At 72.7% G+C, this 18,301-nt stretch carries 17 protein-coding genes; 6 read left to right on the plus strand and 11 right to left on the minus strand.

Annotated features, from left to right (window positions below; translation table 11 throughout):
* Positions 1 to 53 precede the first annotated feature (53 nt).
* From ACIPEP_RS11975 to ACIPEP_RS11990, 4 genes are all read left to right on the plus strand, one after another.
* Positions 54 to 1,163, plus strand: coding sequence for a substrate-binding domain-containing protein (locus ACIPEP_RS11975; protein ID WP_402717397.1), 1,110 nt, complete (start codon positions 54 to 56; stop codon positions 1,161 to 1,163).
* Between the two features lie 176 nt (positions 1,164 to 1,339).
* Entirely contained in the window at positions 1,340 to 2,323 is a 984-nt protein-coding gene (locus ACIPEP_RS11980; protein WP_071302536.1) for a hydroxyacid dehydrogenase, read from the plus strand.
* Positions 2,324 to 2,337: 14 nt separating this feature from the next.
* On the plus strand, positions 2,338 to 4,206 hold the full coding sequence (locus ACIPEP_RS11985) for a heparinase II/III family protein (protein ID WP_402717398.1): 1,869 nt from the start codon (positions 2,338 to 2,340) through the stop codon (positions 4,204 to 4,206).
* Positions 4,203 to 4,871, plus strand: a complete 669-nt coding sequence (locus ACIPEP_RS11990) for a ThuA domain-containing protein (protein ID WP_402717399.1) — start codon at positions 4,203 to 4,205, stop codon at positions 4,869 to 4,871. The genes ACIPEP_RS11985 and ACIPEP_RS11990 overlap by 4 nt, the downstream gene beginning before the upstream one ends.
* 52 nt (positions 4,872 to 4,923) lie before the next feature.
* Here the strand turns inward: ACIPEP_RS11990 and ACIPEP_RS11995 are convergent, their stop codons facing one another.
* The 7 genes from ACIPEP_RS11995 to ACIPEP_RS12025 all read right to left on the minus strand — a co-directional run bounded on the left by ACIPEP_RS11995 (position 4,924) and on the right by ACIPEP_RS12025 (position 12,591).
* Positions 4,924 to 6,459 carry a hypothetical protein gene (locus ACIPEP_RS11995; protein ID WP_083294954.1) on the minus strand — a complete coding sequence of 512 codons (1,536 nt, stop codon included), beginning with the start codon at positions 6,457 to 6,459 and terminating at the stop codon, positions 4,924 to 4,926.
* Between the two features lie 107 nt (positions 6,460 to 6,566).
* Entirely contained in the window at positions 6,567 to 7,349 is a 783-nt protein-coding gene (locus ACIPEP_RS12000) for an ABC transporter ATP-binding protein (protein WP_402717400.1), read from the minus strand.
* Positions 7,346 to 8,164 (minus strand): ABC transporter ATP-binding protein, encoded by an 819-nt coding sequence (locus tag ACIPEP_RS12005; RefSeq protein WP_402717401.1) that lies wholly within the window; start codon positions 8,162 to 8,164, stop codon positions 7,346 to 7,348. Before ACIPEP_RS12005 ends, ACIPEP_RS12000 begins: the two co-directional genes overlap by 4 nt.
* Complete coding sequence (locus tag ACIPEP_RS12010; RefSeq protein ID WP_402717402.1) at positions 8,161 to 9,063, minus strand: ABC transporter permease; 903 nt, start codon at positions 9,061 to 9,063, stop codon at positions 8,161 to 8,163. The genes ACIPEP_RS12005 and ACIPEP_RS12010 overlap by 4 nt, the downstream gene beginning before the upstream one ends.
* The gene (locus ACIPEP_RS12015; RefSeq protein WP_071296224.1) at positions 9,060 to 10,013 is read right to left on the minus strand and encodes an ABC transporter permease; all 954 of its coding nucleotides are present in this window, start codon (positions 10,011 to 10,013) and stop codon (positions 9,060 to 9,062) included. The genes ACIPEP_RS12010 and ACIPEP_RS12015 overlap by 4 nt, the downstream gene beginning before the upstream one ends.
* Positions 10,014 to 10,050: 37 nt before the next feature.
* Positions 10,051 to 11,586, minus strand: a complete 1,536-nt coding sequence (locus tag ACIPEP_RS12020; protein WP_402717403.1) for an ABC transporter substrate-binding protein — start codon at positions 11,584 to 11,586, stop codon at positions 10,051 to 10,053.
* Positions 11,587 to 11,643: 57 nt separating this feature from the next.
* Positions 11,644 to 12,591, minus strand: coding sequence for an alpha/beta fold hydrolase (locus tag ACIPEP_RS12025; RefSeq protein ID WP_402717404.1), 948 nt, complete (start codon positions 12,589 to 12,591; stop codon positions 11,644 to 11,646).
* A gap of 65 nt (positions 12,592 to 12,656) precedes the next feature.
* Between ACIPEP_RS12025 and ACIPEP_RS12030 the strand changes: the two genes are divergently transcribed.
* Together ACIPEP_RS12030 and ACIPEP_RS12035 are read left to right on the plus strand one after the other, a co-directional pair.
* A complete protein-coding gene (locus ACIPEP_RS12030; RefSeq protein ID WP_336696577.1) occupies positions 12,657 to 13,553 on the plus strand; it encodes a siderophore-interacting protein in 897 nt (298 codons plus the stop codon).
* Positions 13,550 to 14,377, plus strand: coding sequence for an ABC transporter ATP-binding protein (locus ACIPEP_RS12035; RefSeq protein ID WP_402717405.1), 828 nt, complete (start codon positions 13,550 to 13,552; stop codon positions 14,375 to 14,377). The genes ACIPEP_RS12030 and ACIPEP_RS12035 overlap by 4 nt, the downstream gene beginning before the upstream one ends.
* A gap of 476 nt (positions 14,378 to 14,853) precedes the next feature.
* Here ACIPEP_RS12035 and ACIPEP_RS12040 read toward each other — a convergent pair whose 3' ends face one another.
* The 4 genes from ACIPEP_RS12040 to ACIPEP_RS12055 form a co-directional block, all read right to left on the minus strand.
* Positions 14,854 to 15,210 (minus strand): Fe-S oxidoreductase, encoded by a 357-nt coding sequence (locus ACIPEP_RS12040; RefSeq protein WP_175496070.1) that lies wholly within the window; start codon positions 15,208 to 15,210, stop codon positions 14,854 to 14,856.
* Between the two features lie 2 nt (positions 15,211 to 15,212).
* Positions 15,213 to 16,616, minus strand: coding sequence for an NAD(P)/FAD-dependent oxidoreductase (locus tag ACIPEP_RS12045; protein WP_071296229.1), 1,404 nt, complete (start codon positions 16,614 to 16,616; stop codon positions 15,213 to 15,215).
* Between the two features lie 88 nt (positions 16,617 to 16,704).
* Entirely contained in the window at positions 16,705 to 17,526 is an 822-nt protein-coding gene (locus ACIPEP_RS12050; protein WP_071296230.1) for an arginase family protein, read from the minus strand.
* A gap of 45 nt (positions 17,527 to 17,571) precedes the next feature.
* The gene (locus tag ACIPEP_RS12055) at positions 17,572 to 18,297 is read right to left on the minus strand and encodes a PspA/IM30 family protein (RefSeq protein ID WP_070416310.1); all 726 of its coding nucleotides are present in this window, start codon (positions 18,295 to 18,297) and stop codon (positions 17,572 to 17,574) included.
* Between the last annotated feature and the right edge of the window lie 4 nt (positions 18,298 to 18,301).

The raw sequence follows: 18,301 nt of genomic DNA on the forward strand, positions 1-18,301 counted from the left end.
TGACGGTCAAGCGGGCGTATTCACCCGCACACGAAACGAACATGGGAGCGACGATGCACCCGACCAGACGGCAGGAACGGATCCTGGCTGAACTCCGTGTCCACGGCAGCCTGTCCGCCTCGGACTTCGCAGCGCGCGAAGGGATCTCGGCGATGACGGTGCGCCGCGACCTGTCCGAACTCGCCGACCGCGGACTCGTGCGACGTGTGCACGGCGGCGCGGTGTCGGTCGAGACACTGCCCACCGCCGGCGCACCGCACCGTCCGGCACCGCGACCCGAGCCGACCACGCGGACCGCGACCGAACCCGGCGCGCTGTTCACCCTCGGACTCGTCGTCCCCGACCCGGGCTACTACTTCCCGAAGATCGTCGCGGGCGTCGCCGAGCGCACCGAGGCCCTCGGCGGACGGGTCGTCCTCGGGGTGTCCCGCTACGACCCCGACCGCGAACGACAGCAGGTCGAACGGCTCATCGCGGCCGGGGTCGACGGGCTCCTCGTGACGACCACCGTCGCGGACGCCGTCGACACCCTCGAACTCCTCGACCGGGCACCGATGCCCGTGGTCGTCGTCGAGCGCTCCCTCACCGAGGCACCCGTCGGCACGCAGCTCGAGTCCGTCCGGAGCGACCACGAGGCCGGGGCCGGGATCGCCCTCCGCCACCTCGCGTCGCTCGGGCACCGGAAGATCGGCATGGCCGTGTTCGAGACCCCGACGACCCCGCAGCTCCGCACCGGCTACGAGCGCAGCGTCCGCCAGCTCGGCCTCGGCACCGACGCACCCGTCGAGGTGATCGACGAGACGCACGCGGTCGGCGAGGCCACACGGGCGTTCGTCCGACGCTGCATCGACACGGGCACCACCGCGGTGTTCGTGCACTCGGACCACTACGCCGTGGAGTTCGTCGAGACCGTCACCGAGATGGGCCTGACGATCCCGGGCGACCTCTCCGTGGTGGCCTACGACGACGAGGTCGCCGCGCTCGCCGGGGTCCCGCTCACCGCGGTGGCGCCACCGAAGAACGACGTCGGCCGGTTCGCGGCGACGATGTGCTTCGAGCGGATCTCGGCCACGGCGCAGACCGGGTTCGCCCGACGGCACATGACCCTGACGCCGACGCTGAGCGTGCGCGGGTCCTCGGTCGCGCCGGTGTTCGCTTCGTGATCGTTTGCGCGGCCGTTCTTGACATCGAACACCGCGCGGCGCTGGCATGGTGATCGCCGACCGCCTACGAGGAGCCGCCGACGATGACGTCACACCCCCGCACGCACCGCGCCGTACCGCGGGTGTCCGAACCCGTGCCCCCGCCCGGAACAGGCCGCGTACCGGTCGCGTTCGTGATGCCGGAGACGACCTTCGCGCGGGTGTTCGACCACGGGGACCTCGCCGCACTCCACGCCTCCGAGGCGATCCGGCTCATCGCCGACCGCCCGCTCGACCCGGACGACCCGCGTGACGCCGTGCTCCTCACCGAGGTCGAGGTCCTCGTGACCGGGTGGGGGAGTCCGGAGCTCGACGCGGGCCGCCTCGACCGGATGCCGCGGCTGCGCGCCGTGGCGCACTCCGCCGGGTCGGTGAAACCCGTGGTGGACGACGACGTCTGGTCCCGGGGCATCGCGGTGACCTCGAGCGCCGCTGCGAACGCCGTGCCGGTCGCCGAGTTCACGGTCGCGATGATCGTCCTCGCCGCCAAGCGCGCCTTCGCGACCGCCGCCGCCCTCGGGTCCGCCACCGGGCCCGTCGACGTCGAGGGGTCCTGGCCGGTCGTCGGTATGCACGGCATCACCGTCGGCGTGGTCGGTGCCTCCCGCGTCGGCCGTGCGGTGATCGAGCGGCTCCGGGCACACGACGTCCGAGTGCTCGTCAGCGACCCGTACCTCGACGACGACGAGGCCACGCTGCTCGGTGTCACCGTGGTCGACCTCGACACGCTCGCCGTCACGAGCGACATCGTCACGCTGCACGCGCCGCTGCTGCCGTCCACCCGGGGCATGATCGACCGGCACGTCATCGGCCTGCTCCGCCCGGGGACCACCGTCGTGAACACCGCCCGTGGCGCGATCCTCGACCAGGACGCCCTCGCCGACCGACTCGACCGCGGTGACCTCGCCGCCGTGCTCGACGTCACCGAACCCGAGCTCCTGCCGCCGGACGCGCGCCTCCGCTCGACGCCGAACACCTTCATCACGCCCCACATCGCGGGCTCACTCGGCAACGAGCTCCGCCGGCTCGCCGAGAACGCGGTGCGCGAGACCATCGCCTTCGCCGCGACCGGCGCCTTCACCGACCCCATCGTCCCCGACGGCTTCGCCGTCCAGGCCTGACCGCTGGAACCCCCATGACCGTCACCGTCGACGCCCAGACCCTCACCGACCGCTTCACCGCGACCGCCCGCCGGGCGCTCCGACCGAGGACGTGGCGACCCGCGCCTCCCGTCACCGACCGCGCCGCGTGGGCCGACGTGGGGACGGCGGACCAGGAGGCGCTGCTCGCGGTGGCGAGGGACCGTCGCGACGCCGCCGCGGTCGCCTTCCCGACCCTCTCGCTCTGGGCGCGCTACAGCCGGGACGGCGACCGGCAGCCGTACGAGCGCGCGCAGCGGAACCTGCTCGAGTCGGCCGCTTCGGCCGCGCTCGCGCTCGCGGTGACCGACGAGGACGAGTGGGCGACGGTCCTCGCCGACCAGGTCTGGCGGATCTGCGAACTGCGCGCGTGGTGCCTGCCGTCGCACTACGCGCTGCCGGAGAGCGGCGAGCGGCCGTTCCTGCCGGTGCCGGGCCGGGACGTGCTCGACCTGTCGGACGCGTACGTCGGCGGCATGCTGGCGGCGATCGACGCGATCGCCGGTGAGCGGCTCGAACGCGAAGCGCCGGGCATCCGCGCCCACGTGCACCACGAGGTCCGCCGCCGCGTCCTGGACCCGTGGGAACGCGAGGAGTACTTCTGGCACGGGGTCGACGGGCCGCCCAACAACTGGGCGCCGTGGATCGTGTCGAACGTGCTCGTCTGTGCTGCCGTGGTGGAGCCCGACGCCGGGCGACTCGGGGCGACGATCGACCGCGCGCTCGTCATCCTCGACCGGTTCCGGGCCGGGTACGACGCCGACGGCAGCTGCGACGAGGGCGCGACCTACTGGTGGTGGGCCGGTGCGACGCTGTTCGAGGCCCTCGACCTCGTCGAGCAGCTCACCGACGGGGCCTTCGACGGGTTCGTGGTGGACCCGGTGGCCGCCACGGCACGGTTCCCGATGGGCATGCAGATCGACGCCCACCGCCAGGTCAACCACTCCGACGGGTCGCCGGTGCTGCCCGAGAACGCGAACTGGCACCTGTTGGCCCGGTTCGGTGCACGCGTCGGGGACGACGAGGTCGTGCAGCACGCCCGGTGGATGGGGCGCCGGCACGCGTTGCGGTTCGACGGGCAGCTCGCAGCGCTCTTCCGCCGCACCCTCGCCGAGCTCCGGGCACCGGGGTGGCAGGACGCCGGACCCGCAGCGCCGGGCATGCCCACGTCGCTGTACCTGCCCGGCACCGAGGTGGCCGTTGCCCGCTCCGACGCCTTCTTCCTGTCGGCGAAGGGCGGCCACAACGCCGTCAGCCACAACCACAACGACGCGGGGTCCGTCATCGTCTCGCTCGACGGCGAACCCGTCGTCGTGGACGCCGGTGTCGGGGTGTACCGCCGTGAGACGTTCCTGCCCGAGCACCGGTACGGCATCTGGACCATGCGGTCGAGCTGGCACAGCGTGCCGTGGCCGAACGGGGTCGAGCAGCACGAGGGGGAGTCGTTCCGGGCCACGGGCACCGAGTTCGCCGACGACGGCGACCGAGCGACCCTGTCCACGGACCTGACCGCGGCGTACCCCGCGTCGTCCGGGCTGGTGCGCGCGGTGCGGATCGCCTCGCTCGACCGGGCCGCCGAGGTCGTCGAGCTGCAGGACGAGTGGGCGTTCGCGGAACCGGGTGTCATGACGCTCGTGCTGTTGACGCTCCACGAACCGGTGGTGACCCCCGGCGGTCTGGACGTCGGGCCGGCACACGTGGCGGTCGACGGCGCGCGCTTCGAGGTGCGCACGGAGCGACGCGAGCTCGACGACGAGAAGCTGCGGGCGGCCTGGGGCGCGGCGCTGCACCGGGTCCTGCTCGTCGAACGCGAGCCCGCCCGCGCGGGGTCGCACACCGTCCGCATCACCCGGGCCACCGCGTGAGTGCGGTGCTGCTCGGCGGGGTCGGACGGTGGACGGACCCCTGGCACCCCTTCGACGAGACGACCGCGGCGCTGACGGCGATCGCGGCCCAGGTGGGGATCGGGCTGTCATCGTCGTCGGACGTCGACCGGACGCTCGAGTCCTTCGGGGTCGGCCCGCTGCCGTCGCTCGTGGTCGTGGACCTCGGCCTGCCGCGGGACGGCCTGCCGGTGCCGTTGCCCGCAGCGGACCCGGGGTTCCGTCGGCTGCTCGCGAGCCGCGTGCCGATGCTCGTCGTGCACGTGTCGTCGACGTCCTTCGCCGGAGACGACGACTGGGAACGGGCCCTCGGCGGCGTGTGGGTGCGCGGCACGACGATGCACCCGCCGTCCGGACCGTGCACCGTGCACGTGGTCGACGACCAGCACCCGGTCACGGCGGGCATCGGCGACTTCTCGCTCGACGACGAGCGGTACTCCCACCAGCGGGTCTCGGCGGCGGTCCGGGTCCTGGTCGACCACGAGCACGACGGTGTCCGACACCCGCTGGTCTGGGTGCACGAGCGTCCGGGCGGCGGCGTCACGGTCTACGACGGCCTCGGTCACGCCGGGGCGTCGTACGCCTCGCCGGATCACCGCCGGCTGGTCGCACAGGCGCTGGGATTCCTGACCGAGTCCGGCTCGTGACCGTTCCGGTTCGCGATCGCGGGGGATCGCGAACCGGAACGGTCACGACGGCTCAGGAGACCGTGACGTCCCCGACGACGAGCCAGCCGTTCGTCGTCGTCCCCTGCGCCGCGAGCGCGATCGCCGGGGTGTCCGACCGGGTCGTGTCCACGATCGCGACGCCCCAGCGGTAGGAGCCGCGGGCGACGCCGGCGACCGACGGCGTGTACGAGTACGCGGTGGGCGTGCCCCGCAGCCAGTCCGAGGGCTCGGACGCCGCGTCCACGACGACCCGGACGGGCGTTCCGTCCGCGCCGAGCAGCGCGAGCGCGGCCTTGTACTTGTGCTTCCAGACCGGGAGGTTCGTCGGCAGGAAGCCCCACCCGAGGTTCGTCCACTCGTGGGTGATCGCAGCGGTACCGCCGGCACGGAGCGCGTCCGGGGCGACGACCTTCGACGGGTAGAGCCGGTACCCGCCCTCGGCGTCGAAGCGCTGCGTGAGCGGGGCGGTCTCGGCGGCGAACCACGAGAGTGTCTCGCCGTTCCGGAAGTCCATCATGTTGACGTGGGCCTCGACGGAGTCGTCGAACTCGCCCTGCCGCACGTCGGCGACCGTCTCGTAGCCGCGGGGGTCCTGCGTGACGTCGTGCTGGGCGGTGACCCACCCGCCCTCCATGATGATCGGGCGCCGGTACCGCCACTTCGCTGCCATCGACCTCTCCCAGTCGGAGTAGTAGGTGGTCATCCCGAAGGCGTCGTGGCGGAGGACGTACCCCTTCTCGTACGCGCCGTCGAGCATCCGTTCGCTCTCGGGGTCCGGCGCACCCCAGTCCTTCCCGCCGCCGATCATCCGGTGGTAGTTCAGCGCCAGCGGCACCGTGGTGAAGTGCCGCTGGTACAGGTCGATGATCCAGTCGAACACGGGCTCGCGGTTCGCGGCGTCCCGGTAGAGCATCGAGTGTCCCTCGCCCCACTTGCCGAGGCCGTACCCGTCGATGAAGTCCGTCGTCTCCGGGTCGTCGTACTGCGCGGCGAAGGCGGCGACGAACGCCGCGTACTTCGCCTGGAACACCGGGTCGTCCGGGTAGGGCGACCAGACCGTCTTGCTGCCGGTCTGCGTCTCGTACCCGGAGGCACCCGCGGCCCGCACCCAGTCGGGCGTGAAGTTCGACGCCTTGTCGCGGCTGTCGACCACCACGCGGAACGCCAGCCGGAGTCCCCGACGGCGGGCCTCGGCGAGGATGCCCGCGAAGGCAGCGTTCGTGTCCCATCCGTAGACGCCCTCTGACGGTTCGAGGATCGTCCACGACACCCGCATGTACAGCACCGAGGCGTGGTCGGACACGGTGATCGTGGTGCCGTCGGGCAGCGGGACGTCGTCGTACTGCGTCCAGTAGTCCGCCGCCGGGGTGGACGAGCCGTACAGCGCCCATCCGTTGAGCGGGTTCTTCAGCAGCGTGGTCGTGTCGGCCGCGAACTCCTTCGTGACCGTGGCGGCGAGGTGTGGTCGGCCGTGCCCCGGTCCGAGGACCCCGCTCGCGGCCGATGCGGTGGCGACGATGCCGAGACCGAGTGCCGTCCGTCTGGTGATGTCGTTCGACGTGCTCATGCGTTCTCCCCTTCGAGAAGCGATCGATGCACGTCGATGCTCCCGAGGGTCCCGCACAGTGGGCAAGGACTCCCGCCCAGTCGAACAGGAGTCGCACACGGCCGGCGCTACGGCAGCGTGGGCGCAGCCTCCACCAGGGCCCGGGTCACCGGGTGCTCCGGCGCATCGAGCAGGGACACCGGCCCGTGCTCGACGATCCGCCCCGCGGACATCACCGCCACCGTGTCGCACAGCCGCTGCACCACGCCGATGTCGTGCGACACCAGCACCAGCGTCAGCCCGAGGTCGTCCGCGAGCGACCGGAACAGCTCGATCACACGGGCCCGGACCACCACGTCGAGGGCGCTCATCGGCTCGTCCCCGAACAGGATCCGCGGCGAGTGCACGACGGCCCGGGCGATCGCGATGCGCTGCCGTTGGCCGCCGGAGAACTCGTGCGGGTACCGGTCGACGACGTCGGCGGGGAGGTCCACCCGCTCCAGGACGTCCCGGACGAGCGCGTCGTGCGAACCGTCGATCCGCAGTGCCCGCAGCGGCTCGGCCACGATCGCGCCCACGCGCATCCGCGGGTCGAGCGAGGCGTACGGGTCCTGGAAGACCACCCCGGTCTCGCGACGGAACCAGCGCATCGCGGCCGCGGACCCGGACGCCACCACCGGACGACCGGAGGCGGTCACGGTGCCGGCGGAAGGCGCCTCCAGGCCGGCGAGCAGCCGCACCAGCGTCGACTTGCCCGATCCGGACTCGCCGACGATCCCCAGGCGTGCGCCGGACGCGACCGTCAGGTCGACGCCGTCCACCGCGGTCCGGACGGGCCCGGGTTCGAACGGGCCGCGGCGGGGGAGTCGGTAGGTGCGGTGCAGGTCGCGGGCGTGCAGGACGTCGGTCATGCGGAGCCTCCGGTCCGAGGGGCACGACGGGCGGTGGCGCGGGCGGCGTCGACGAGGGCGGCCGTCGCGGGGTGCTGCGGCGCCGCGAGGAGTCCTGCGACCGACCCGTGTTCGACGACCCGGCCGGCGTCGAGCACGACGGCCGTGTCCGCGATCCGGGCGAGCACCGCGAGGTCGTGCGTGACGAAGACCATGCCCGCGGTGAGGCCCTCGAACAGCTCGAGGATCCGCGCCTCGGTCGTGACGTCGAGCGCCGTGGTGGGTTCGTCGGCCACGAGGTAGGACGGATGACCGGCCATCGCCATCGCGATGCAGATCCGCTGGCGCTGCCCACCCGAGAGCTGGTGCGGGTACTGCCGCAGCAGCGACTCCGGATCCGGCAGGCCCACGCTGACGGCGAGGTCGAGCGCGGCAGCCGCTGCGGCACGCCGGTCGAGTCCGCGGTGCAGCCGCAGCGGTTCGGCGATCTGCGCGCCGACCCGGCGGAGCGGGTCGAGCGCGGTGCCGGGTTCCTGGAAGACCATCCCGATGCCGGCGCCGCGGTGGCGGGCGCGCGCACGGTCGGGCAGGCCGACGAGCTCGGTGCCGTCCAACCGGACGCTGCCGGTGACGGTCGCTCCGGTCGGCTCGAGTCCCATCAGGGCGAGCGAGGTCATCGACTTGCCGGACCCGGACGCGCCGATCACGCCGACGCGGCGGCCAGGAGGCACGGTGAACGTCACGTCGTCGAGGATCGTCCGACGGTCGATGCGGACCGTCAACCCCCGCACCTCGAGCCCGGAGGCTGCGGTGCCCGGAGTGGTCGCGTCGCTCATGCGGTCACCCCCGTGTTCGTCGTGGCCGGGTCGTCCGGCGTGCGGGGCGCGGGTCCGCCACCACCGGCCGCGCGGTCGTTCGTCGTCAGGCGCGGGTCCGTCGCGTCGCGGACCGCGTCGCCGAGCAGCGACAGTGCCGCGACGACCAGTGCGATGGCCGCACCGGGCCAGGTGGCGCTCCACGGGTGTACGCCGATGTACGTCTGCAGGTCGGCGAGCATGCTGCCCCACGAGGCCGTGTTCGAGCCGGCGCCGTACCCGAGGTACGAGAGCCCGGCCTCGGCGAGGACCGCGGTGGCCATCGCGAGCGAGAGCTGCACGGTGAACAGCGGCGCCGCGTTCGGCACGAGGTGGCGGAACAGCACCCCGGCACCGCCCACGCCCGACGCTCGCGCGGCGGTGACGTAGTCGCTGCGGGCGATGCGGCGGATCTCCCCCCGGGCCACCCGGGCGATCGTGACGCCGAAGGACAGGCCGACGCTGACGATCACGACGCCGAGCGACCCGCCGGCGATCGCGGTGAGCAGCATCGCGGTGAGGAGGGTCGGGAACGCCACGAGGATGTCGAGCAGGACGGCCGTGCCCTCGCGGACCCAGCGCGCGGTGAGCGAGCCGATCGCGGTGAGGACCATGCCGACGACGCTCGCGATCACGCCGGAGCCCACCGCGACGAGCACGGTCGTGCGGGTACCGGCGAGCAGGTAGCTCGCGATGTCCCGGCCGGAGGCGTCGGTGCCGAACCAGTGCGCGGGGCTCGGCGGCTCCCATTGGTGGAAGGGGTCGGCGCGGAAGGGATCCTGCGGCGTCCACACGAGCGACACCACGGCGAGGACGACGAGCAGGCCGAGGACGACCACGGCGAAGACCCCGGTCGGCCGGGCGAGGAGACGGCGGATCACTCGGACACCTCGCGCTGTCGGGGGTCCAGCGTGCGGTGCACGACGTCGACCGCGAAGCCCACGAGCAGCACGAGTCCGGTGAGCACGAGCAGCTCGGACTGCACCTTCGTGATGTCGCGACGCCCGACGTCGGTGACGAGCATGCGTCCGACGCCGGGGAGCGAGAAGAGCTGTTCGACGACGACGGCCCCGACCAGGAGCCCGGCGATCTGCACGCCCAGCACGGCCAGCACGGTCAGCGCCACCGACGGGAGCCCGTGCTTGACGAGCGCCTGCGTCCGGGTGAGCCCGATCGCAGCCGCCGTGCGGACGTGGTCGGCGTCGAGCACCCCGAGCGTCGCCGAGCGGGTGAAGCGCAGGATCACCGCACCCTCGACGGCGCCGATCGTCAGCGCGGGCAGCACGAGCGCGGCGAACGCCCGACCGGGTTCGTCCCACCCGTCGAGCGGGAAGCCCTGCGTCGGGAGCCAGTGCAGTGTGACGGCGAACAGCGCCACGAGGAGCATGCCGGCCCAGACGATCGGGATCGCCGCGACCGCCTGCGCCACGAAGGCGATGACGGCCCCGCCCGGGCGACGCCGCAGCACCGCCGCGAGCACGCCGAGCGGCACCCCGATGACGAGCGCGGCGACGAGCGACATGGCCGCGAGCGGCAGCGTGACGCTGAGCTTCTGGGCGATCTCGGGTGCGACCCGTCCGTCGGTGACGAGGGACCGCCCGAGGTCGCCGCGGAACAGCCCGCCGATCCAGTCGAGGTACTGCACGACGACCGGTCGGTCGAGCCCGAGCTGCTGGCGCAGTTCGGCCACCTGCGCCGGCGACGCCTGGGTGCCCGCGACGATCTGCGCCACGTCGCCGGGCAGCACCCGGAGCGTCGCGAAGATGATCACGCTGGCCACGAGCAGGCCGACGACGAGCAGGAGTACCCGCCCGATGAGGAACCGGGTCACGACACCGATGCTACGGGAGCCGTGGTCCGTGCCCGCTTCACTTGACGGCGAGCTTCGACAGGTCGAGGCGCGAGTTCGTGCCGTCGTACGGGAAGCCCGTGACGCCCTTCCGTACCGCCGTGATCGACGTCGCCGTGTAGAGCCACTCGCCGGCGGCGTCCTCGCTGACGATCCGCGCCGCCTTCTGCAGGTCGGCGACCTTGGCGGCTTCGTCCGTCGCGGCGATCGAGTCGGCGTAGAGCGACTGCACCTCGGCGTTGTCGTAGCCGAAGTAGTACTCCGGGTTCGCCCAGTTGCCGAAGTCGCGCGCCTCGACGTGGTTCACCATCGACAGGTCGAAGTCGCGCGTGCCGCTCTTCGGTGCTTCGAACACCTGCGACAGCCAGGTGGCGAAGTCGACGCGCTTGACCGTCAGGGTGATGCCGACGTCGGCGAGCTGCGACTTCAGCACGTCGCCGATCGTCGCCGAGTAGATGTTCGCGTACGTCAGCGTGAGGTCGAGCTTCGGGTGGCCGGCCTCGGCGAGGAGCTTCTTCGCGTTCGCGGGGTCGTACGCGTCGATGTCGGTGAGGTCCTGGTAGCCGGGGTCGAGCTCGGGGATCGGGCCGCCCTGCTCGACGCCGGTGCCGCCGATCGCCTTGATGATCGCCTTCGCGTCGATCGCCTGACGGATCGCCTGGCGCACCCGCTTGTCGGTGAAGGGTGCCTTCTGGTCGTTGAACGCGAGCGTGTACTTGTCGGTCGTCTTGCCGGTGTGCAGCGAGATGTCCGAGCTGTTCTGCAGCTGGCTCTTGAGCGTGCCGTCGACGGCGGTCTGCACGTCGAGGTCGCCGTTCGCCATGGCGTTCACCGCGGTGGACGGCTGCGTGATGTAGCGGAAGACGACCTTGGCGACCTTCGCCTTCGTGCCCCAGTAGTCGGCGTTCCGCTCGAACGTGAGCGAATCGCCCTGCTTCCAGCTCGACACCTCGTACGGACCGGTGCCGTTGGCGGTGTCCGACAGGTCGTTCTTCGCAGCCTTCTCGAGCACGAGGCCGGCGCGCCCCGTGAGGTTCCAGAGCAGGTCGGAGTCGGGCTTGGCGAGCTTGAGCTCCACCACACCGGAGGACGGCGAGGTGATCGACGTCACGTTCGCGAGCTGCGCGGAGTCGACGTACGAATCGTTCGACTTGACCTGCTGCAGCGACCAGACGACGTCGGCCGCGGTGACGTCCTTGCCGTCCTGGAACGTGGTGCCGTCGCGCAGCGTGAACGTGTACGTCAGGCCGTCGTCCGACACCGCGTGCTTCGACGCCAGCACGTCGCGGACGTCGCCGTCCGCCGTGCGGCCGACGAGCCCCTGGTAGACGTTGTCGATGAGCACCTGGTCGAGTGCGGCACCGGACTGCGTGCGGATGTCGAGGCTCGTCGGTTCGAGGACGAGACCGACGCGGACGGTGGCGTCGGTGCCGCCGTCCTCGTTCGAGGATCCGGAGCAGCCGGTCAGCACGAGGGCCGAGGCGACGGCCACCGCGGTGGCGGCGAGGGCCGCGCGGCCGAGGCGGGAGGTGCTGCGGGCGGGGAGCGGACTCATGGGTGGTGGGTTCCTTCCGGCGCGGTGGCGACGGTCGTCGCGCGCGCTTGCACGAGGTTAGCGGCGGCCGGGGTGCTCCGGCGACGGTTCTTCGATCCGGTGCAACAAACCGTTACGTTCCGCCCATGCCCGGATCGCCGTGGCCAGTTCGAGGGGCGCCTGGTTCTGCACCGCGTGCCGGGCCTCGACCGTGACGATCTCGGCGTCGGGCAGGCGCTCGGCGAACTGCGCGTGCAGCTTCGGTGAAACGTAGCCGCGGTCGCCGCGGACGAGCAGGATCGGGACGTCGAGGGCCTCGAGGTCCGGCCACGCGTCCGCGAACCGCCCCACCGACGAGGTGCGTCCGGCGGGGAGGTGCGGGAAGTGGTGGCGCCGCACGAGCCGCCCGTCGGCTCCGAGTCGCGTGGTGTGCCGGGCCTCGCGCAGGAGCACCGCGCGGTCGTCGCCGACGCGGGCCTCCACGGCGCGGTCGACGACCTGCTCGAGCGACGTGAACGGCTCCTCGGCCTCGAGCGCGCGGGCGATCCGGTCGACGGCTCGCTGGGCGAAGTCCGGCGACATGTCGACGAGCACGAGTCCGGTGACGCGCTCCGGTGCGGTCGCCGCCAGTCGGGCGGCGAGGATCGCGCCGAGGGAGTGTCCCACGACGATCCCCGGCCGGACCCCGAGCGCGTCGAGGGCCGCGAGCACGCCCGGTGCCGTCGCGCCGGCCCCGTAGTCCGCGTCGTCGCGCCACCCGGACCGGCCGTGGCCGGGCAGGTCCACGGCGACCGCCGGCTCGCCGACGGCGAGCGCGGTCTGGTCGAAGCTGTGGGCGTCGATGCCGAGCCCGTGCAGGTAGGTGATCCGCGCCTCCTGGCCGTCCGCCGTGTCCCAGCGGATCGCGGCGATCTCCTGTCCGTCGGTGGTGCGGACCACCTGCCTGGAGGCGCGCATCGGCGCCGTCACGCCGCTCGCGTGGGCGAGGTCGGCCAGGTCTGCGAATTCGTCGTCGGCATCGGGCACGGGGACGATCCTCGCACCGTGCGGACCCTTGGGTCTCTTAGGTAAGGCATGCCATACTTGCCGTCGTGGCAGCCCGGTACCGTGTCTTCTCCGTCCGCGTGGCAGCCGTCACGTCCCTCACCCCGCACTTCGTCCGGGTGACCCTGACGGGCGACGCCCTCGCCGAGTTCTCGTCCGTCGGCCTCGACCAGCGCATCAAGATCGTGCTGCCGATCCCCGGGCACGGCTTCACGGACCTGCCCGACGGCGAGGACTGGTACGGCGCCTGGCGTGCCCTGCCCGACGCGGTCCGGAACCCGCTCCGCACCTACACGGTCCGCTCCTTCCGACCGGACGCCCGTGAGCTCGACATCGACTTCGTCGCGCACGGCGACACCGGACCCGCCTCGCGCTGGGTCTCGGCGTGCCGGGTCGGCGACGAACTGCGCATCGTCGGGCCGGCGGTGCCGTCGTCGCCCGCGGAGCTCCCGACCGGTGCGGCCGAGTTCGACCCCGGCGCCGCGAACCGGATCCTGCTCGCCGGCGACGAGACCGCCGCCCCGGCCATCTGCGCCATCCTCGAGGCGCTCGACGTCGCCACCGTCGGCCACGTCTTCATCGAGGTCCCGACCGACGCCGATCGGCTGCCGGTGTCCGCGCCCGCCGGGGTCGAGGTCCGCTGGATCGCCCGGAACGGCGCCTCGCACGGCGTCCGGATGACCGACCAGGTGCACGCGTGGGCGTCGACCGTCGCGGCGGGGCCGGCGTGCGGCGACGCGGGGGAGCTCGCGGACGTCGACGTCGACGAGCAGGTGCTCTGGGACATCCCGGCCGGCGACGAGCCGCGGCCCGTCTACGCGTGGATCGCGGGCGAAGCCGGGTGCGTCAAGGAACTCCGTCGGCACCTCGTGCGCGGTGTCGGGCTCGATCGGAAGCAGGTCGCGTTCATGGGGTACTGGCGGCACGGCAAGGCCGAGAATTGACCGGTTCCGTCGACGGCGCCTGGGCTGCCTCGTCGGTCCCGGCGACCGCGCTCGGGGCCCGTGGGCTGACGCTCGCGTACGACGACCGGGTCGTGGTGTCCGCGCTCGACGTCGACATCCCGGACGGTGAACTCACCGTCATCGTCGGACCGAACGCGTGCGGCAAGTCGACGCTGCTGAAGTCGTTCGCGCGGACGCTCAAGCCGACCGCCGGCACCGTGTACCTCGACGGGTCGCCGATCTCGTCCCTCCGCCCGAAGGCCGTCGCGCGCCGCGTCGGGATGCTCCCGCAGACCCCGATCGCGCCGGACGGCATCACCGTGCGCGACCTGGTGTCCCGGGGGCGGTTCCCGCACCAGGACCTGCTGCACCCCTCGTCGGGGTCGGACCGGCGGGCCGTGCAGGCCGCGCTCGAGCAGACGTCGACCGTGTCGCTCGCCGACCGCAGCGTGGACGAGCTGTCCGGCGGGCAGCGACAGCGGGTGTGGATCGCGATGGTGCTCGCGCAGGAGACCGACATCGTCCTGCTCGACGAGCCCACCACGTTCCTGGACATCGCGCACCAGTACGACGTGCTCGAGCTGGCGTCGGCGTTGCACGCGGCCGGTCGGACCGTCGTCGCGGTGCTGCACGACCTCAACCAGGCGGCGCGGTACGCCACGCACGTGATCGCGATGCGTGACGGGTCGATCGTGGCGTCGGGGCCGCCGGCGTCGGTGGTGACGGCCGACCTCGTCGAGGACGTGTTCGGGCTGCCGTGCGTGGTCGTCGCCGACCCCGAGACGGGCACGCCCCTCGTGGTGCCGCGGCGCCCCGCGGCCTGACGCGCGGCGCGCCCGGGGCGCGCCGCGCGCCCGCGAGCGGGCACGACACGCCGCTCGCGTCTGCCGACCGGGCGGAACCTGCCGCTCGCCCGCGCCGAACCGGACGTATTCTGCCCGCTCGGGGCGGCGCGTCCGGTGCGGTGCGACCGTCGGACGGGAGGCGCGGGGCGGGCTTGAGCCGAGCCTCCCGTCCGGCGGTGGCTTCGGATGCACTTCCTTCCGGGCGGGGCGCTCCCCGGGCGGGCGCGACACGCCGCTCGCGTACTCCGAGCGGGCGGAACCTGCTGCTCGCCGGCGCCGAACGGGACGGATTTCGCCCGCTCGGCACGGGTTGGGCCGGAGCCGGACCGGGTTGGGCCGGAGCCGGTCAGCCGAGCGGGTACGACACGCCGCTCGCGTCTGCCGACCGGGCGGAACCTGCTGCTCGCCGGCGTTGGGCGGGACGGATTTCGCCCGCTCGGGGCGGGCGCCGCGCGTCAGCGGTAGTTGCCGTCCTCGAGGCCGGCCTCGATCTCGAACCGGTTCCGCAGCGGATCCTGCCCGGCCAACGCGTACACGATCGGCATGAGCATCCCGTACCGCCGCCACTGGTCGACGTGCACCCGCTCGTGCCGGAGCACCCGGTCGCCGTCGTTGTCCCGCGTGAGGTAGACCGACCCCACGCAGGTGCCACCGCGGCGGAACACCCACCGCGGCAGCCCGGTGCACACGATCAGCCCGTCGACGACCCGCACCTTCCCGGTGGAGAGCGGGACGCCGACGGCGAGGCCGACCGCGGTCGCGAACGCCCACCCCGCCCGGGACACGGGGGAGTCGAGCAGGGGGTTCCGCACCGCTACTCCGGGCGGCCGTAGGTCTCGAGCAGTCGCAGCCAGATCTCGTTCATCGTCGGGTAGGCGGGGACGGCGTGCCAGAGGCGGTCGACCGGCACCTCGCCCACGACGGCGATCGTCGCGGCGTGCAGCATCTCGGCGACGTCCTGCCCGACGAAGGTCACGCCGACGACGACCCCGCGGTCCTCGTCGACGACCATCTTCGCCCGCCCGGTGTAGCCGTCCGCCTGCAGCGAGGCGCCGGCGACGTTGCCGAGCTCGTACTCGACCGCCCGGACGTTCAGCCCCTGCTCGCGGGCCTTGGCCTCGGTCAGGCCGACGCTCGCGACCTCGGGGTCGGTGAAGGTGACCTGCGGGACGGCAGCGTGGTCGGCGGTGGCGACGTGCGCACCCCACGGTTCGGTGTGCAGCGGCGTGCCCTGGTGTCGGGCGGCGATCGCTTCGCCCGCGGCACGCGCCTGGTACTTGCCCTGGTGGGTGAGGAGCACGCGGTGGTTGACGTCGCCGACGGCGTAGAGCCAGTCGGTGCCCTGCACGAGCATCGTGTCGTCGACCTGCAGCCAGTCGCCCGCGGTCAGCCCGACGGACTCGAGGCCGAGGTCCTTCGTGGTCGCGGCGCGTCCGGTCGCGGCGAGGACCTCGCTCGTGATGACCGTCGAGCCGTCGTCGAGCGTCGTCGTGACGAGGCCGTGCTCGTCGCGGTCGACGCGGGTGGGGTTCACGCCGGTGCGGACGTCGACGCCCAGCTCGCGGAGGGAGTCGGCGACGAGCTCTCCCGCGAACGGCTCCATGCCGCCGAGCAGCCCGTGCCGTGCAACGAGCGTGACCTTCGCCCCGAGGGACGCCCACGCGGTCGCGAGCTCCGAGCCGGAGACCCCGCCGCCGATGACGAGCAGGCTCTCGGGCACCGTCTGCGCACTGGTGGCCTCACGCGTGCCCCACGGCGTCGCGTCGGCCAGCCCCGGGACGTCGGGGAGGGTGTGCAGCGAGCCCGTGACGACCGCGATCGCCGCGGCTGCCGTGTACGTCGTGCCGTCGACCTCGATCGTCTTCTCGCCGGTGATCCGGGCGTGGCCGCGGATGAGGTCGATGTCGGCGGACTCGAGCCACGAGACCTGGCCGTCGTCCTTCCAGTCCGAGGTGAAGGAGTTCCGTCGGGCGAGCACGTGCGCCGCGTCGAGGTCGCCCGTGACCGCCTGCTTCGCACCGTCGAGTCGCTTCGCCGCGGCGAGCGCGTGCCCGCTGCGCAGCAGGGCCTTGGACGGCATGCACGCCCAGTAGGAGCACTCGCCGCCGACGAGCTCGGCCTCCACGATGGCGACCGACAGGCCGCGCTTCTTGGCGTAGTCCGCCACGTTCTCGCCGACTGCGCCGGCGCCGATCACGATGAGGTCGTAGTCCGTCATGTCGCCGAGCGTACGCGGATCGGCATGGGTCATGCCGGGCGCGGTGCGTACCCGTGGAGAACGGGTTCGCGGGGGAGTGCCGGTACCGTCAGACGGTGCGGGACGCGCTCGTCAGTGCGCCGACCGCACGCAGGATGACGCCGAGGTCGTCGACCGCGCGGTCCGGGTCGACCGGCGCGAACCCGGTGAGGGCCGCCCCCGCCAGCCGTCGTCCGCGCGTGGCGGCCTGGATGCGCTCGACGAGTCCGGCGCCGTCCAACCCGAACGGGACGGGCTCGAGCAGCCCGTCGACCTCGGACGGGTCGAGGACGTCCAGGTCGACGTGCACGAACACCGCCTGGGCACCGGTGGCGTCCACCGCTGCCGCGATCGCGTCCGGGGTGGCGGCGTCGACGTCGAGGTGCACGATCCCGGCACGGTCGAGGGCACCTGCCTCGGCGTCCTCGACCCCGCGCACCCCGGCGACGACGACGGACGAGGCCGCCAGGGTCGGGAGGGCCGGGAACAGGTCGTCGGGGCGGTCCACGAGGATGCGGAGCACGGCGGTCTCGGCGGCGACGGGCTGGGCGCGGTTGAGTGCCCGGAAGCCGCTCGACCCCGCGATCCGCACGAAGGCGGTGTCCGGTCCGAGCCCGACCGTGGCGCCGAGCACGCTCGCACCGTCACCGCCGACGACGAGGACCGGCTCGCTCGACACCGTGGTCTCCTCGGCGACGCGTTCGGCCACCGAGAGCACCGAGGTGTACCGGGCGACGGCCGTCTCGAGACGATCGCCGGCGCCCGCCGGGACGTCGACCACGGTGGTTGACGCGCGCGGGAGGTCGGCCGCGATCGCTGCGGCTCCGTCCCCGAGGCGCATCGCACGGGACGACGCCGAACCCTGCCACTGACCGACCACGAGGAACTGCATCGTGCCAGTCTGTCAGGCGGGGTCCGGCGTCGTCCGAGGAGCGCGTCAGATGCTCGACGAACCGCCGGACTTCAGGGCGGCGAGTCGTGCCTCGACCTCGGCGTCCTTGCCCACGTCCTCGAGGCTCTCGAACTGCGAGTCGAGGCTCGACGACTGCAGCTCCTGCTGGCCGAGGACCTTCGCCTCTTCGCGGCGCACCTTCTCCTCGAAGCGGCCGAGGTCGCTCGTCGGGTCGAGCACGTCGATGTTGCCGAGCGCGTCGTTGACCTTGGACTGCGCCTCGGCCGTCTTCGACCGGGCGACGAGGTTGTCGCGCTTCGAGCGGAGCTCCTCGAGCTTCTGCTCCATGCCGGCGAGGCCCGACTTGAGCTTCTCCACCGCCTCGTTCTGCGAGGCGAGGTTCGGCTCGGCGTCCTTGACCTCCTGCTCGGCCGCGATCTGCTTGCCGATCGCGATCTTGGCGAGGTTGTCGAACTTGTCCGCCTCGGCCGTCTTGCCCTCGGTGCGGTACTTGTCCGCAGCGGAGGAGGCGTTGGCGGCCTTCTGGCCCCACTCCACCGCTGCTCGCTTGTCCTCCTCGTGGTCCTGCTCGAGCAGTCGGACGTTGCCGATCGTCTGCGCGATCGCCGTCTTGGCGTCCGCGATGTTGTTCGTGTAGTCCCGCACGAGCTGGTCGAGCATCTTCTGGGGATCCTCGGCGTCGTCGATGAGCTGGTTGATGTTCGCCCGGACGAGGGTCGAGATCCGCCCGAAGATCGTCTGCTTTGCCATTGCT

Origin of the sequence: Curtobacterium sp. NPDC087082 (genome assembly GCF_044745045.1) — a bacterium.
In the GTDB taxonomy this organism is placed as follows: domain Bacteria; phylum Actinomycetota; class Actinomycetes; order Actinomycetales; family Microbacteriaceae; genus Curtobacterium.